General features: G+C 57.9%; 13 protein-coding genes. 2 read left to right on the top strand and 11 right to left on the bottom strand.

The annotated features are described in order from the left end of the window. Positions 1-8: 8 nt before the first annotated feature. Positions 9-962, top strand: coding sequence for a decarboxylase (locus LKE08_RS28875; RefSeq protein WP_324707754.1), 954 nt, complete (start codon positions 9-11; stop codon positions 960-962). Continuing rightward, the gene (locus LKE08_RS28870; RefSeq protein ID WP_324707753.1) at positions 947-1636 is read left to right on the top strand and encodes a hypothetical protein; all 690 of its coding nucleotides are present in this window, start codon (positions 947-949) and stop codon (positions 1634-1636) included. The genes LKE08_RS28875 and LKE08_RS28870 overlap by 16 nt, the downstream gene beginning before the upstream one ends. A 92-nt stretch (positions 1637-1728) precedes the next feature. Here LKE08_RS28870 and LKE08_RS28865 read toward each other — a convergent pair whose 3' ends face one another. The 11 genes from LKE08_RS28865 to LKE08_RS28815 form a co-directional block, all read right to left on the bottom strand. Beyond that, a complete protein-coding gene (locus tag LKE08_RS28865) occupies positions 1729-2127 on the bottom strand; it encodes an asparagine synthase-related protein (protein WP_324707752.1) in 399 nt (132 codons plus the stop codon). Positions 2128-2132: 5 nt separating this feature from the next. Further along, positions 2133-2903: an asparagine synthase-related protein gene (locus LKE08_RS28860; RefSeq protein WP_324707751.1), complete on the bottom strand. Its 771-nt coding sequence runs from the start codon at positions 2901-2903 to the stop codon at positions 2133-2135. A 45-nt stretch (positions 2904-2948) separates the two neighbouring features. Further along, complete coding sequence (locus LKE08_RS28855) at positions 2949-4508, bottom strand: response regulator (RefSeq protein WP_324707750.1); 1560 nt, start codon at positions 4506-4508, stop codon at positions 2949-2951. Positions 4509-4574: 66 nt separating this feature from the next. Continuing rightward, positions 4575-9140 carry a PAS domain-containing protein gene (locus LKE08_RS28850; protein WP_324707749.1) on the bottom strand — a complete coding sequence of 1522 codons (4566 nt, stop codon included), beginning with the start codon at positions 9138-9140 and terminating at the stop codon, positions 4575-4577. Positions 9141-9165: 25 nt separating this feature from the next. Next, positions 9166-9825, bottom strand: a complete 660-nt coding sequence (purN, locus tag LKE08_RS28845) for a phosphoribosylglycinamide formyltransferase (RefSeq protein ID WP_324707748.1) — start codon at positions 9823-9825, stop codon at positions 9166-9168. Between the two features lie 132 nt (positions 9826-9957). Next, a complete protein-coding gene (locus LKE08_RS28840; protein WP_324707747.1) occupies positions 9958-10398 on the bottom strand; it encodes a hypothetical protein in 441 nt (146 codons plus the stop codon). Between the two features lie 197 nt (positions 10399-10595). Next, positions 10596-11978, bottom strand: a complete 1383-nt coding sequence (locus LKE08_RS28835) for a calcium-binding protein (RefSeq protein ID WP_324707746.1) — start codon at positions 11976-11978, stop codon at positions 10596-10598. Positions 11979-12587: 609 nt separating this feature from the next. After that, complete coding sequence (locus LKE08_RS28830) at positions 12588-13481, bottom strand: DNA-formamidopyrimidine glycosylase (protein WP_324707745.1); 894 nt, start codon at positions 13479-13481, stop codon at positions 12588-12590. 36 nt (positions 13482-13517) lie between these two features. Then, positions 13518-13745 carry a photosystem I reaction center subunit IV gene (locus LKE08_RS28825; protein ID WP_324707744.1) on the bottom strand — a complete coding sequence of 76 codons (228 nt, stop codon included), beginning with the start codon at positions 13743-13745 and terminating at the stop codon, positions 13518-13520. 231 nt (positions 13746-13976) lie between these two features. Continuing rightward, positions 13977-14597, bottom strand: coding sequence for a DUF6391 domain-containing protein (locus LKE08_RS28820; RefSeq protein WP_324707743.1), 621 nt, complete (start codon positions 14595-14597; stop codon positions 13977-13979). 58 nt (positions 14598-14655) lie between these two features. Then, positions 14656-15390, bottom strand: coding sequence for an MORN motif-containing protein (locus LKE08_RS28815; RefSeq protein WP_324707742.1), 735 nt, complete (start codon positions 15388-15390; stop codon positions 14656-14658). Between the last annotated feature and the right edge of the window lie 330 nt (positions 15391-15720).

Below are 15720 nucleotides of genomic sequence, written 5' to 3'. Positions count from 1 at the left end.
ATCCCATTATGAACGTCAAAAAACCGGAAAATACAACCGATTATTCCCGCGTCAACTTGCCATTTTCCGCCGAATTGGCAGAAGAATTATTGGACAATTACGGTTCTCCCTTGTACGTCTACGACGGCGACAAATTGGCCGCAACCATCGCCGAAATTACCGCCGCCATTCCCCACCCCAAAACCCAGTTTCAATTCGCCAGCGTCACCAACGGCAATATTTCATTGCTCAAAATTTTCAACCGCCACGGCTGGGGGCTCCACGCCAACACGCCGGGAGATGCCTTTTTGGGATTGAAAGCCGGATTCGATCCCGCCACAATTGTCTTCACCGGCAGCAACCTGAGTTCTCAGGAATTTGAAATGCTACTCAACTGGGGCATCGCCACCTACAACTTGGACAGCCTCCAGCAACTGCAAGAATTTGGCGAAATTTTTCAAACCGTCAAACCTCCACTCTCACCTCGCATCGGGTTTCGTTTAAATTATCCCGAAATCACCGGCGAAAGTCGCATCGGCATCCGCCCCCAGGAGTTCCCCGATGCCGTCAAAATTGCCGCATCCTGCGGCTTAAAAATTACCGGACTGCATTTTTATCGCGGCACCGGAACCAACGCCACCCCCGCATTTACCCAGTCCATACAACCGATTTTGGCGATCGCCCAAAACCTGCCAGATTGGCATTATCTCGACTTTGGCGGTGGATTCGGCTACCCCTACCAAAAGGGAAATGTCGCTTTCGACTGGCGGATGTTCGGACAGGAAATCACCGCCGCACTGCGAAATTTAAACCGAGATATCGAGTTAATTATCGAACCGGGACGGGCCGCGATCGCCGGTTGCGGAACCCTGCTGACAAAAGTCATCTCGGTGAAACGGCAAGACCAAAAAAGCGTTGGGAAAATCAACATGATATCGCCAACGCATTTCCCGTCAAATCAAAAGAATTGGAGACGTGGTTAAATCGTTGGAGTCAAGTCAACGGCGAACCCGAGAAATTATTGCCCTCTCCCAAAGAAGAAAATTCGACAACTTTTGTCAGTCCCGAAATCAGTTCCTACAGCTTCGATCGCGTCATCGTTTGCGACCGATCCGCGATCGCCCAATTTCTCCTCGCCAACAACTTTCACTTCGAGCATAACTGTGCCATCTTGAGTATTACCGGATATCCCCAAAGCATTTTTCGCACCGTTCTAGAAATGCTCAAACGCAACCCCAAATTGACCGTTTATGCACTCCACGACGCCAGTCCTCGCGGTGTCGGCTTGGTACACCACTTGCGGAATACTCCCCAATGGTTCGGCGATCGCGATATCGAAATTTATGATATCGGCTTGCGGCCCAGCCAAATTTTTTCGGGTCGGGATTTCTTCGTCCGCAATTCTGCCGAGTCCCAACAGCAGGCGAACCAAATTTCAGTCGCAGTGAAACAAACCCTATCCCCCGAAGAAATCAAATGGTTGGCAAAAGGAAACTTCGTGGAATTGGAGTCATTGACACCCCGAAAACTTCTGCAAATTCTCGCCCAAACCTTGACCCTGAGTCGCACCGAATGGACGGGTCAAGCCATTGACGGAACGAGCGACACGACAACGACGACGGAGATCGCAATTTTCAGTTCTTCCAGCTTCGGATAACACGACGAACATTCACCAAAAAGGCAAAAAAAACCTCAAAAACCCTCTGTGTTCTCTGTGCCTCTGTGGTTAATCCCCTCCATAAATTAACATCAATCTCGATAAGTTTGCAACCAAATTTCCAAACTCACCAACAGCCACAATTTAATCCCAAAGCGATGGTAAGCCGGACTCTCCGGATTGAAAAACTCCCGGATAAACCCCTGATTGATATAAGGTGCGATCGCGGCATTTTTATTCAACAGCAACGCCTTCGTCCGCCACCGCCAGTGCCGGGAAAACCACCACCCCACGGGAACCCGCATTCCGCTTTTGGGACGGTGGATGATGGCATCCGGCAAAAGACCCGCCGCGGCCGATTTCAACACCGCTTTTTCGTCGGCGACGGACAATTTATATTCGGGGGGAGTTCGCAAACTCAACTCGACAACACGGCGGTCAAATAACGGCGATCGCCCTTTCAATTCCGCCGCCGTGGTTAGATTATTCACCTTCGTCAAAATGTGATCCGCCTCGAATCCAATCCCCCGGATAAATAAGCGCCGACGGGTTCCCCTTGGGGTAAGGATTCTTCCACGATCGCACCCAACAGCGATCGCAATTTTTCGCCGTGGAATTCCAAAGGACGATCGCGATCGCCGATTTTTTCTTCCGGTTGCCAATACACTTTTATCTGTGGTGAAATCGACCCTTCAGACCAGCGGTGTAGGGTTCCCGGACGCAGTTCCCGAACCCCCCGCCAGAGGGTCTGTTCTCCGGGAACAAATGCACAGGAAAGATAATCTCGCAACGCCACAGAATCCAATTCCCGCGAATGAAATGCTGCCAACGTTCTCAACCGAGGCGCGACCCGCAGCGTCCCACCGACGGCCGTATAATACAACGTTTTCCCACCCACCGCATCCCGCGCCAGCCACAATTCCCGATTCTCCCGATCCCAAATGACCAATCCAAATATCCCATTCAATTGGGCGATCGCACCGGGAATGTCGCCACAAGATGCGAAAAATTCGGCGATAAAATCGGGTTTATATTGCCCATGATTTTTGTCAATTAAGTCGCCCTCTCCCACCACCACAAATCGCCCATTCGAGCTGACGGTCGGTCGAGTTTGATAGACGGCGATCGGCCCATCTTGCCACGTTCTCTCCCCCGCCGGAACCCTTTCGATGCCGAAACTCACCCACCCGTTTTGAGGCGGCGGTGAAACCGGAAATAAATCACGGTGGGGGAAACTCAAAAACTGAAACGGAGACAAAAGAGACATACTCGAATTTAAACCCAAATCAATCGATTTTAATTGCCAATTTTTTTATTCTAAAAACTGTTGAATTGTCGCCACCAACTGCTTGAGTCTGACCGGTTTGCTGAGGTAATCATTTGCCCCGGCGGCCAGAGAGCGATCGCGATCGCCCGCCATCGCCAAAGCCGTCATCGCCACAATCGGAACCTCGACTAACTGCAAATCGTTGCGGATCTTTTCCATCGCCTCCAAACCGTCCATTCCCGGCATTTGAATATCCATCAAAATCAAATTCGGTTTGTGAGTCCGGGTCAAAGCGATCGCCTCCTCCCCATTTTTCGCCACCACGACGCGATACCCTTTCGCATTCAAATAACTCGAAATCGTACTCCCATTCGCCTCGTTATCTTCGGCCAGCAAAATCAACGGCGAGATCGGCGGTCGAACCGTTTCAATTTCTCCCCCCATTTCGGGCCGATTTTCCAGTTCCGGAGCTGGGGGGGCGATCGCGTCGCAGGGCAAATCCACCGTAAAACAACTCCCCTTCCCCACTTCGCTGGCGAGCCCCACTTCCCCGCCGTGGAGTTCGACGATGCGCTTCACCAAAGCCAATCCCAAACCCGTCCCCACATTGGTGCGATTCAAGGCGCTGTCGATTTGAACGAAAGGCCGGAACAGTTTTTTGATGTCCTCCGGCGCGATGCCAATGCCCGTATCCGCCACCGCAATCCGCAGGTAATTTTTATCATTTTCAACGGATAAAAAAGAAACGTCCAGGGTGATACGACCCCCCTCCGGCGTAAATTTTACGGCGTTGTTGAGCAGATTAATTAATACTTGGCGAATCCGACGCTCATCCACTGATACATCGGGGAGATTTTTCGGCAATTTCGTCATCAATTGAATATTTTTTTTGACCGCTCCATGTTTGACAAATTCCAAGCTAGACTGACACAAATAAACCAGGGATGTGGGGGCGCGATCGAGCTTGATTTGACCCGACTCGATTTTTGAGAGATCCAAAATATCATTGATCAGCTCCAACAAATGGGAACCGCTGCTTTCGATAATTTGCAGCGCCTTCATCTGCTCCCCAGTCACCGCCCCCAAAACCCCCTCTTGCAGCCCCTCCGCCATGCCCAAAATCGCGTTCAGGGGGGTGCGGAGTTCGTGGCTCATGTTCGCCAAAAATTCGTCTTTGAGGCGGGTCATGTGAGCCAAAGCCCGGTTTTTTTGCTGCAATTCTTGATTGAGTTTCCGGAGCGTCAGGTGGCTTTTAATCCGGGCTTTCACCACCGGCGGATTCAGGGGTTTGGTCATATAATCCACCGCCCCCAACTCGAACCCTTTGGTTTCGTTGCCCACCTCGCCGAGGGCGGTCACAAAAATCACCGGAATTTCCCGAGTCTCGGGGTGGGCTTTCAACCGGGTACAGACTTCGTATCCGTCGATTTCGGGCATGACCACATCCAAGACGATCAGATCCGGAACCGGTTCTTTGACGGCCAGTTGCAGCGCTTTTTCCCCCGTCGTGGCGGCGATGACCGCATAATCCTCTTTGAGGATCTGCATCAGCACTTGTAAGTTGTCGGGGCTGTCATCGACAATCAAGATTTTGGGTTTCATCATCAAACACCGATTCACCGTTATCAATTTTAGGTCGGAATTGGAGGCATCAATTCGCCTTAGAATTATCTAATAATTTTCTAACGTTTGGTCGAGATCGCGCAGCAAATTTTCGGCTTCGTCGGTGTCGAATTCGGCGAGTCGCCGGGCGATCGCCTCCACCCGATCGCGCAGTGACTTGCCCCCCACCTGTCGCCGCAGGGTTTCCAAACGGGCGGTCGCCTCCCCCAAATCCGCTTCCAGCAGCCCGATGATGTCGGCGATCGTTTTGGCGATCGCCGCGACATCGAGAGGCTCCGCGGCGGACTCGGGCTCGGGTTCGGACTCGGGTTCGCCCCACTCCGCCAGCAGGGCGTCGATCGCCTCCATCACCGCCGCGAGATCTCGGCTCAAATCCTCAGTCTGGGTGGTTTGGGATATTTCCCGCCGCAACTCCCGCTCCAGGCGGTCAGCCGACCGGTAGAGGTCGTCGGCGCCGATATTCCCCGCCGCCCCCTTGAGGCTGTGGACAAGATTGAAAGCCGCGGTGCGATCGCCCCCGTCCATCGCCGCCCGGATCTCCGAGGCGGACTCCGCGTGGACCGTGCGGAACCGCCCCAGCAGCCGCCGGTAAGCCTCCGAATTGCCCCCGATGCGGGACAACCCCAGCTCCACATTCAATCCCGGCCTCGACGACACCGCCGGGGGCCCCGAATCCGCAGGTAGCGCCCCCGGCGGGGCGGGACGGAAATCCCGGCGGGCCGGGACGATCCACTTCGCGATCGCCCCGTACAATTGCGGCGGGTCGATAGGTTTGGAAACGTGGTCGTTCATCCCCGCCTCCAGGCTTTTGGCGCGGTCCGTGCTCATGGCGTGGGCGGTCATGGCGACGATCGGCACCGTGGCGAACCGCTCCGTTTCCGGGTCGCCCATCACCGCCAGGGAGCGGATCTCCCGCGTCGCCGTCCGCCCGTCCATTTTCGGCATCCGCACGTCCATCAAAATCAAATCGTAACCCGACGAGCGCACCTTCTCCACCGCCTCGATCCCGTTCCAAGCCACATCCACATCCATCCCCGCCGCCGCCAACAACTCCACGGCGATCTGTTGGTTGACCTCATTATCTTCCACCAGCAAAATCCGCGCCCCCCGAATGGCAGACAACATTTCCAGTTCCAGCGCCGGCTGCTTCCTTTGCTTCCGAGTGGGAACCCCGCAACCGAACACCTCCGAAATCGAGTCGAACAGCCGGGAGCGATCGATCGGTTTCGGCAGCAGGGCCTCGATCCCCACGGACGCCGCCAACTGCCGGATATCCGGTCGGTTGTAAGCCGTCACCATCAGGATGTGGGGGATGTGAGACAGTCGGGGGTCCGCTTTGATGTGTCGGCTCGTCTCGATGCCGTCGAGGCTCGGCATACACCAGTCCATCAACACCAGTTCAAAGGGGTCGTCCGAGGGGGCCCGCCGCAACAGTTCCAGGGCTTCAAACCCGGAGGTGGCGGAGGTGACGCGCAGCGACAGGGACTCCAAAATCTCCGCCAGAATCTCCCGCACCTGGGGATTATCATCGACCACCAGGGACTTGACCCCGCGCAGGTCGGGAACGGGCGCCTGTCCGAAAGCAGAGTTCACTTCGCAGAGGTAGCCGAATTCGATGTGAAAGTAAAAACTGCTGCCCCGGCCGAGCTCGCTTTCCACCCCGATTTCGCCGCCCATCAAATTCACCAGGCGCTTGCAAATCGCCAGCCCCAAGCCGGTGCCGCTGTATTTGCGGGTGGTGGAGGCATCCGCCTGGGTGAAGGCTTCAAACAGGTTGTCCATTTGGGACGGACTCAGGCCGATGCCCGTATCCCGGACGGTAAATTTGAGCCTCACCGTCCCCTCGGCCGCGCCGAGGGTTTCCACCGACACCAGCACGCTGCCCTCGGGGGTGAATTTGACGGCGTTACCGGTCAGGTTCATCAGCACCTGGGACAGGCGCAGGGAATCCCCGACCAAGGTGGGCGGCACGTCGTCCCCGGTGCGAAAGATCAGTTCGATGCCCTTTTCGACGGCCTTGAGGGCGAGGATGTTGGAGATGTTGTTGAGAATTTCGTCGAGTTCAAAGGGGGCCGACTCCAGTTCCAGCTTCCCGGCCTCGATTTTGGAGAAGTCGAGGATGTCGTTGATGATTTGCAGCAGGGATTGGGCGGAAATCTCAATTTTGCCGAGGTAGTCCGTCTGCAGCGGCGTGAGGTCGGTTTTTTGAGTCAAATAGGTCAGCCCCAGGATGGCGTTCATGGGGGTGCGGATCTCGTGGCTCATCAGAGCCAGAAATTCGCTCTTGGCGCGGTTGGCGTATTCGGCCGCCGACCGGGCTTCGTGCAACCGCCGTTCGGCTAATTTCCGCTCGGTGACGTCCTGCACCGTGCCGACGAGTTGGGTGACGTTGCCGGCGGCGTCGCATAGGGGTTCGCCCCGGGCGACGATATCGATCCAGGCACCATCGGCGCGGCGGACGCGGGATTCGAGGTCGTAGGGACTGGCGGTGGCGATCGCCCGTTTGACGGCGGTTTCGTGGATTGGGCGGTCGTCGGGGTGGAACAATTGCGAGATCGCCTCGAATGAGGGGGCTTGCGTCCCCGGTTGCAGCCCGAAAATGCGGAAGGTCTCCTCCGACCAGGTGACGCGGCCGGTGGCCACGTCCAATTCCCAACTGCCCAGTTTGCCGATGCGCTGGGCCGTCCGCAGGTGGGCTTCCCATTTGAGCAGGGTTTCTTCGGCCCGCTTGCGATCGCTGATGTCGTAGTTGATGCCGATCATCCGTTCGGGGTTGCCCACTTCGTCCCGGTTCACCAGGGCGTAGCCCTTGATGTGGCGCACGCCGCCGCCGGGGAGAATCACCCGAAATTCGGGGTCGTAGTCTTTTTCCCCCCCCAGGGCCTCGGCGATCGCCCTCTCGGCCGAAAGGCGGTCGTCGGGGTGGACGCGGTCGGCCCAGCCGTCGTAAACGTTGCCGAATTCGTCCGGGGCGATGCCGTAGAGTTCATACATCCGGTCGTCCCAGGTGAGGACGTTGCGGGTCACGTCCCAATCCCAGATCCCGATCGCCCCGGATTTGATCGCCAGTTCCAGGCGGTCGGAAAGGTGGCGGAGTTGCTCTCGGGACTCTTGCAGTTTGGCGGTGCGGCTCTCGACCCGGTTTTCGAGTTCCCGGTTGAGCCGTTCCAGGGCGATTTCGGCCCGCCTGCGATCGCCGATATCCGTCACCGTCCCCAAGTAGCCGACGACCTCCCGCCGCTCGTTGACTTCGGGGACGCACTGGCCGTAGACCCAGGTGATCTCCCCGTCGGCCCGCAGAAACCGGTATTCGAGTTGGAAGGGGCGATTTTCTGCCACCGACCGCTCCCACTCGGCGACCACCCGATCGCGGTCTTCGGGGTGCAAGCTCTCTTCCCACCGGCGTCCCCGGGCGGTTTCCGGGGTCAAACCCAGCATCTGGCAGCAGCGATCGTTGATATAGGTGCAAAATCCCGCCCGGTCGGTCTGAAAGATGCCCACGGGGCTGGCGGCGACCAGGGAGGCGTAGCGGCGCTCGGCTTTCCGCCGTTCGGCCAGTTCGGTGCGGGCGGTTTCGTAGGCCGTCGCCTGCCGGATGGCGATCGCCACCTGGGTCGAGATCTGCCGCAGCAGTTCGATTTCCTCGGGTTGCCATTGCCGGGGTCGGTCCCGGTGACTGGCGATCGTCAGCCCCCACAGTCGGTCATCCACCACCACCGGCGCCATCAGCTTGGCGCGGATGTCGAAGCTCAACAGCATTTCCTGGTGGCACAGGGTCATCGACGCTTCGTAGATGTCGTTGACGACCCGAATTTGACCTCGCCGGTAGGGTTCGACCCACTCCGGGCTGACGCAGGGATCGTGGACTTCGGTGTGCAGGACGCTTTTTCCCCCCTCCGAGATCGCTTCGGCGACGACGGTGCCGCTCAGGTCGGGGCGGAACTGGTAAATGATGACGCGATCGCAGGCCAGGGCCTCCCGGAGTTCCCCCACGGTGGAATCCAAAATGGTCGGCAAGTCCAGGGAGGCGCGGATCTGGGCGGCGATGCGGGACATCAGCCGTTCCCGCCGCGCCAGGGTTTCCAGTTCCCGAGTCCGTTCGGCGACCTTCTGTTCCAGGGTGCGGTTGAGCGCCAGGGCGTCTCGGTGGAGTTCGGCCTGTTGGACGGAGACGCCCACCTGCACGGACAATTGTTGGAGGAGTTGGATGTCGGCCTCCCGCCACTCCCGGGGTCCGCCGCACTGGTGGACGATCAGCAGCCCCCACAAATAGGGCAGCGGCGCGTCCGGCAGCAGCACCGGCACCACCAGGTTGGCCCGCACCTGGAACCGCTCCAGCATTTCCCGGTGGCAGGGGTTCAGGTCGGCGGTGTCAATGTCAGCGATCGTCAAGATCCGGCCCTCCCGGTAGGGGTTGGCGATCTGCGCCGATCGAAAGCAGGGCTCGACGATCGGGGTATTCAGGCAGGGGGGATATTCTCTGAGGGTGGACTCGGCGACGATCGCCCCCCCCATGTCCGGCTCGAACCGGTACAGGAGGGCGCGATCGGCTTTCAACAGTTCCCGCACCTGTCGGATGGCGGTCTTGAAAATCTCGTTTAATGGGGCCGGCATTGGGGGTTCGGGTCTCCTCCTGCCATCAATGGGACTCGGCGGCTTGCAATAAAGCGATCGCCCCCACCAGGATCTGATGTTCCAACACCTGAATGCGGCGGTGGAGGGTTTCTCGGGTGTCATCGGGCGCCACCGGAACCGCCGCCTGCATCAAAATCGGGCCGCGATCGACTTCCAATTCCACCAGGTGCACCGTACACCCCGTTATTTTGACTCCAGCCTCCAAGGCTTGTTCCACGCCGCGGATGCCCGGAAAACTCGGCAGCAGGGCGGGGTGCAGGTTGATCATTTTGTGGGGAAACGCTTCCACCAAAACGCGGGTGGCGATCCGCATCCACCCCGCAAACACGATCAAATCCAAATCGTATTGATTTAAAGTTTTGACAACTGCCGCGTCGAAGGCTTCCCGAGTGTTGTATTCCCGATGGTTGACGAGGATGGCGGGCACGTCGAACTTTTCCGCCCTGCGGATCACCCCGGCTTTCGGGTTGTTGTGAATTAAAATTTCGATCTGGGCGTTGAGCTTCCCGTCGCCGATCGTCCGGGCGATCGCCTCAAAGTTGCTGCCGCTCCCGGAAGCCAAAACCCCCAACTTGAGGGGTTTCCCCGGTACGAACAGCGGCGAGGGCACCGGCGGTGAAATCAGGTGGGACGTGGTATCGACGGGGGTCGGATGGAGGTTCATGAACTCAAACAATGGATGGGATCGCGGAGCTGACCCGATTCTCGGGCCGAAAAACTCCCCCATTGCGGGGGGCTTTTCAAATTGCCTGCTTGAATTATCGCAGCTATCTCCGATCCCGTCACGCGATCGCTCCTATCGCTGCTGTTGATAAAATTGCAGCACCTGCTGGGTGTAATCCGCCGTCTGGGGGGCGTCGTACTGGTTCGGGTCCCCCGTCATCCACCACGCCGCCGCCCGGCGCACCGCCACCATCTCGTTATTGCCGCTGTTGGCATATTCCTCTTCCAGGATATCTTTCATCACGCACCCCAACACCTGGCGGGCCTTGGCATCGTTGGCCTCGAACTGGGCGGGGGTCAGTTCCTCGCCGATGCAGAGTCTCGACCACCTGGGGATATTCTCCGGCTTGATCTGCCAGTCGCTATAGAGTCCGTCATCTGCCGTCCCCGTCTGCGGTGCCGCCCGTCGCAGGGCCTCCACCAGCGCCCGCACCTGGGCGTCTGAAACCTGGGCTAACACCGGAGTCGCCCAAAGTAAAACAGTTGCCATCAATCCCAATACGCTTCGCATCATTCGCTCCGATCGCAACTTGACAATCATGTTGAATTACGATAGCGCGTTTGGATGCGATCGGCCTCCGTCCGCAGGCGGTGGCGGCGATCTGTATCCGGCCGTCAAAAAAAGGCCCCGCGAGTCGGGGCCTTTTGCTCAATCTAATCCAATGGGTTGCCGGTTTGAGGCGAACTCAGCGGATTGCCCGTCCGTCGCCCTCAAATGATCAGAAAATTGCTCTCACCCAAGACCGTGGCATCCACGCCGACCAGAGTCGCCAACACCTCGCCGGTGGCCGCCACGATAATATCGCCGCCGGAGAAACTCAGGCCCTCCAACCGCAGGCCTCCCGACAATCCGATGGTATCGATCGCCTCAAAGTCGGTGATGCGATCGGTCCCTTCCCCCGGTCCGAGTATGAATAAATCGGCCCCACTTCCCCCGGTCAGGATATCGTTGCCGAGCTCCCCGTCGAGGATGTCATTTCCGTCACCCCCCAAAAGTTCGTCATCTCCTTCTTTTCCCTTCAGGTCGTCATCCCCGAGGTCGCCGTTGATCGTATCATTGCCGAGACCCCCGTTCACGGAGTCGTTGCCCTGGCCTCCGAAAAGCAAGTCATCTCCGGCATCGCCTTTGACGAGATCGTTGCCTTCGCCGCCGAAGAGTTCGTCGTTTCCGCCGTCGCCCAATACCTCGTCGTCTCCCTTGTCGCCGAAGATCAGGTCATTTCCATCTCGTCCCTTGGCCAGATCGTTGCCCTGGCCCGCAAATATCGTGTCCGCTCCCTCGTCGCCCCGGATTTCATCATCTCCCAACTGACCCAACAGTTGGTCATTTCCGGTGTCGCCCCTGAGCAGGTCGTCGCCGTCGCCCCCTTCGAGGATGTCATCTCCGTCGCCCCCGAAGAGTTTGTCGTCGCTGGCATCGCCCCGGAGTCGGTCATCTCCGGCATCGCCTTTGACCAGGTCGTTGCCGTCGCCCCCGGTGAGGTCGTCATCTCCGTCGCCGGCGAGGAGTTTGTCGTTGTTGCCACCCCCATCAAGGGTGTCATTGCCGCCATCGGCCCGGAGTAGGTCGTTACCCGCCCCGCCGTCGAGGGTGTCATCTCCCTCACCGGCGAGGAGGTTGTCGTTTTCGTTGCCGCCGTCTAAGAGATCGTTTCCGTCTTCGGCTTTGAGCAAGTCTTTGCCCTCGCCCCCGTCGAGGATGTCTTCACCTTCCCCGGCGAGGAGTTTGTCGTTGTCGTTGCCGCCGATTAATTGGTCGTCTCCGGCTTCGGCTTTGAGCAAGTCTTTGCCATCGCCCCCGTCGAGGGAGTCCGCCCCTTCGCCGCTCAGGAGCTTGTCATTGCCCTCGCCACCGTAGGCGACATCATCTCCGGCGTCTCCCCGGGCTAAATCGTTGCCACTTCCCCCGTTCAGGGTGTCGTTATCTTCCTCGCCGAAAAGTTTGTCGTTGCCGTCCGAACCGGAAAGGTCATCGGCGCCGGCCCGTCCGAAAATGATGTCGTTGCCGGTCAGCCCATCAATCGCATTTTCTTCGGAGTCGCCGAAAACTTTGACATTGTTGTTCGCACCTGGAATCGTTTGATTGGTCAGCATTTTTTATTCCTTTGTTTCCTGTCGATGTTCCATCGGTAGTCGCAAACCAAAACAGCTATCAATTGGGGAATTCAATTCTCTAAAATTGAGTTCTTTTTTGGGAAAACCAGATAACATTATTTGAGGGTATTTATATTTTTTTGCGCTCTGGACGGGGGAAGACTGACGCTAAAACCCGCAAGGTAAAAGCGTTTTTTTTGGGCATTGACTGTTGCCTTGTTCCGGCGGTCTGCCGGAGATAAAATTCCGGTCGCCGACCCAAAAATTTGGGGTTTCGGTACGGGGGAGAGTCGAGGCGCAATATGGCCGATCGCACCAATATCAGCGGGATTGACGGTCGATTGACGGTCGAAAACCGGATCTGATATAAGATCAAATCCGGTCCGATTTCCCGGGTTTCAGGGTTCTCATCAATCCACAATTTATCCCCCTCGACAAGGGGGAGCTGGCGGCGATCTGCCATCGCGTTTCGGTCAACAACCGGGTCTAATATAAGCAGTTAAAAAATAGAATAAACGGCGCGATTTATGCGAGTCAATCGGGTTTTTTGAAAATCATCGGAATTTGTGTAAAGTTTTCGTGAAGTCCCCGGGGCGGCGGGATGTGTCTCTAATGCTGGCATCGGGGACAAAAATGGGCCGATCGCCCCGCCAGTTTGAGGCGTTGAATGGGAGTTTCGCAAACCCGGCAGGGTTCGCCCTCGCGGTTGTAAACCCAGGCGCGGCCGCCGTAGTTGCCGTTGACCCCTTCGACGTTGAGGAAGTTGCGGATGGTGGTTCCCCCGGAGGCGATCGCATCTTCCAAAACCCGGAGGATCTGGGGGTGCAGGGCTTCGACCTGTTTGGACGTCACCTGACAACTGGGGGTGGTCGGTCGAATTCCCGACAAAAATAGGGCTTCGTCGGCGTAGATATTCCCCAACCCGGCGATGAAAGACTGGTCGAGGAGGGCGGTTTTGACGGGACGCCGCGCGAGCCGCAGCCGGCCGGCTAAATATTCGGGAGAAAATTCTTCGCTCAGGGGTTCGGGTCCCAATTCCCGCAACCCGGAAATCACGTCTGCGGCGACGACATCGGGGGGCACCCACCACATCTGGCCAAAGGTGCGCTGATCGACGAACCGCAGTTCCCGTCCTCCCGCAAAGAAGAGGCGGACGCGGGTATGTTTTTGCAGGGGTTCTTCCGGGGTCAGCCACAGCAGTTGTCCGGTCATCCGCAGGTGGACGCCCAGCCAACCGGCTTCGGAGGTTTGGGTTTCGATTCTGGGGGTTTCGATGGCGGGATCGGGTTGCCGGCCCGGTGGGGCGAGTCGGGCCAACAGATATTTTCCCCGCCGATACCAGCGGGCGATCGCGACATTTTGCACCCCCGAGATGAACTCGGACGCAGAAAGCGGGCGGGCGATCGTGCGCGTCAACAGCACGTCCCCACCCACGATATTCTGGTCGAGGGTCGTCTGGTTCAGACCCTCCTTAACGGTTTCAACTTCAGGTAACTCCGGCACCGAATCGGGCGATCGTATTGAGAGCGATCGTTGCGCCTACTTCTTCTTAGCCGGGGCGGCAACTTCCATCAACTCGTCTTCTGCAAAGTTGTTGGTATTGACACCGCCATCGACGCCGGAGTAGGAGTTGTAGTTCACTTTTTCAAAGCGAACGATCACCGGATAGCGAATTCCGCTTTGATCGACGGAAACGACGGTTCCAACTTCTTGATACCAGTAGGACTCTTTCCGCAGGATGCGAACTTTAGAACCACGTTGAACCATGGGCTTCTTTTCCTCTGTACTGTAAAAACGGATAAAAGCGTGTGGCACTCCCCGCCCGCAAGGGACGGGGATTCTTGCTTCACCGGGAGCCGGAGTTTTACGACGTCCGGGTCGTAGCCTAGCCCTCCACAAGCTTTCACGGCCTGCCCGACCGTGAGTTTGAGTTTAATTAATCTACAGCCTACTACTGGATCTGCGTTCTAGTTCACTTCATTCTTTTAAGTTTTATTGCTAATCGATCCACTCGACCCGGACGAAGTGCGCCGGACGTTCCCACCAGTCCCGGGTTGCGCTCACTTCCACCACCCGCAAGTTGAAGGGAATGGCGGTGGTGACGTATCGCTGGGCCAACTGTCCCAAGTCGGGACTCAACTGGGTCGCCACCGCCGCGGCCATTCCGAGTCCCAGCAGTTGTTCGACGGGGCCTTTGGGCAGCAGCCAGCTCATGCCCACGGCCAACCCCCCCGCCATCAACATCCCTACGGATAGATTCGTCCCGCAGCGGGGGTGGACCGCCAGATCCCACTCTCCCCGGGTGAGGCGGTGCAGGGCGATTTGTACGGCTCGCCGCAGTCGCTCCGAGTTGACCGGCCCGTAGAGGTAAAATCCGGTTTCGGTGGACATCCCCCCCAGGCGATCGCCCCGGGACCCGTCATTTTCGGCCCCCGCCATTTCCTCCAACACCCAGACGGTGGCGTGTTCGAGGGCGTGGACCTGGCGGATGGTCAGCACTTCCTTCAACCCGGAAATGAACCCCAGGCGATCGAGAAGCTCCCGATCTTGGCCGGGGTCGGCGACGAACTCGAAGGGAAAGGAACTGGAACTGGAGGCAGAACTTGCAGAAGATGTCATGTGAATCTGGGGAGAAGTGGTGAATAATTGATAATTATCAATTGTCAATTATCAATTATCAATTGTCTTGTCGCTGGCCGTCGCGGAAGGTTCCGGGAAAGCGCTTTCCGCCGGGGTCGATCAGCACGCCCTGGCCGTGGGGGATGCCGCCCCGAAATTCGCCTTCGTAGCGAAAACCGTTGGGGAAGGTGCAAGTCCCCTTGCCGTCAAGTTCTTGGTTGAAGAACTCTCCCTGACAGCGGGTGCCGTCGGTGCGGGTGAAGGTACCCCGGCCGAAGGGTCCGCCGGCGAAGAATTCGCCCTCGAAGCGATCGCCGTTGGCGTAGATAAACTCTCCCTGGCCGTCGGGTTGGCTGCTGGTCACGCCGCTGCCAATTTCAGTCACCAGCTCGAATTCGCCGACGTAGCGATCGCCGTTGGGGAAGATGACGGTTCCCTGGGTGATGTTACCGTCCTGGAACACCCCCACCACCCGGGAATCGTCCGAGAAGATGAACACCCCCTGACCGTTGGGGAGGCCGTTGCGAAATTCGCCCTCGTAGCGATCGCGGTTGGCGTAAACGTAGACGCCCCGCCCTTCCGGCTGGCCGTTGACGAAGCCGCCCTTGTAGTTGTCGCCCCCCTCGTAGTTACATTTCACCTGTCCGGTGGGGAGTTGCCCCTCGCACACCGGAGGACGCCCTCCCGCATCCTGAGCGACAACCGGCAGCGAAGGACCGAGGCCCAGGGTTCCCGCACAGGCGACGGTCGCCGCGGCCGCAAAACTCAATTTTTTTGGCGTGGAATGAAACATGACACTGACCCATCGCGCATTTGGAGTTCGATTCAATCCCGACCCCCTAGAATTCGGAATGGTGTAGGGGTCGTTGCCCTCAAGAGCGATCGCGAAGCCGTTCGGAGTTCGGGGGCATCACAATCATGTTGGCATTTTCCCCTGGGGGTTGGGCGGTATTAGGGTCGAGAGAGAAGTCACCTTCTCTCCCTCCCATTCAGAACCGTGCATGAGACTTTCGCCTCACACGGCTCCTAGTTCAGTCGTCTCGTTATCATGAGTACGACTCTTGCTTAGGCTACCATCTATGGCAGTCTTGGCATCGTGACAGTGGCGGTGCAGCAGTTGGAG

Source organism: Lyngbya sp. CCY1209 (assembly GCF_035615495.1).
Lineage (GTDB): Bacteria > Cyanobacteriota > Cyanobacteriia > Cyanobacteriales > Microcoleaceae > Limnospira.
This window is presented reverse-complemented; position numbering and strand designations above follow the sequence as displayed.

Coding starts and splice junctions, on each gene's coding strand:
- LKE08_RS28840 (WP_324707747.1), bottom strand. CDS start 10,398: ATGATGCGAAGCGTATTGGGATTGATGGCAACTGTTTTACTTTGGGCG.
- LKE08_RS28815 (WP_324707742.1), bottom strand. CDS start 15,390: ATGTTTCATTCCACGCCAAAAAAATTGAGTTTTGCGGCCGCGGCGACC.
- LKE08_RS28855 (WP_324707750.1), bottom strand. CDS start 4,508: ATGATGAAACCCAAAATCTTGATTGTCGATGACAGCCCCGACAACTTA.
- LKE08_RS28875 (WP_324707754.1), top strand. CDS start 9: ATGAACGTCAAAAAACCGGAAAATACAACCGATTATTCCCGCGTCAAC.
- purN (WP_324707748.1), bottom strand. CDS start 9,825: ATGAACCTCCATCCGACCCCCGTCGATACCACGTCCCACCTGATTTCA.
- LKE08_RS28850 (WP_324707749.1), bottom strand. CDS start 9,140: ATGCCGGCCCCATTAAACGAGATTTTCAAGACCGCCATCCGACAGGTG.
- LKE08_RS28835 (WP_324707746.1), bottom strand. CDS start 11,978: ATGCTGACCAATCAAACGATTCCAGGTGCGAACAACAATGTCAAAGTT.
- LKE08_RS28860 (WP_324707751.1), bottom strand. CDS start 2,903: ATGTCTCTTTTGTCTCCGTTTCAGTTTTTGAGTTTCCCCCACCGTGAT.
- LKE08_RS28825 (WP_324707744.1), bottom strand. CDS start 13,745: ATGGTTCAACGTGGTTCTAAAGTTCGCATCCTGCGGAAAGAGTCCTAC.
- LKE08_RS28820 (WP_324707743.1), bottom strand. CDS start 14,597: ATGACATCTTCTGCAAGTTCTGCCTCCAGTTCCAGTTCCTTTCCCTTC.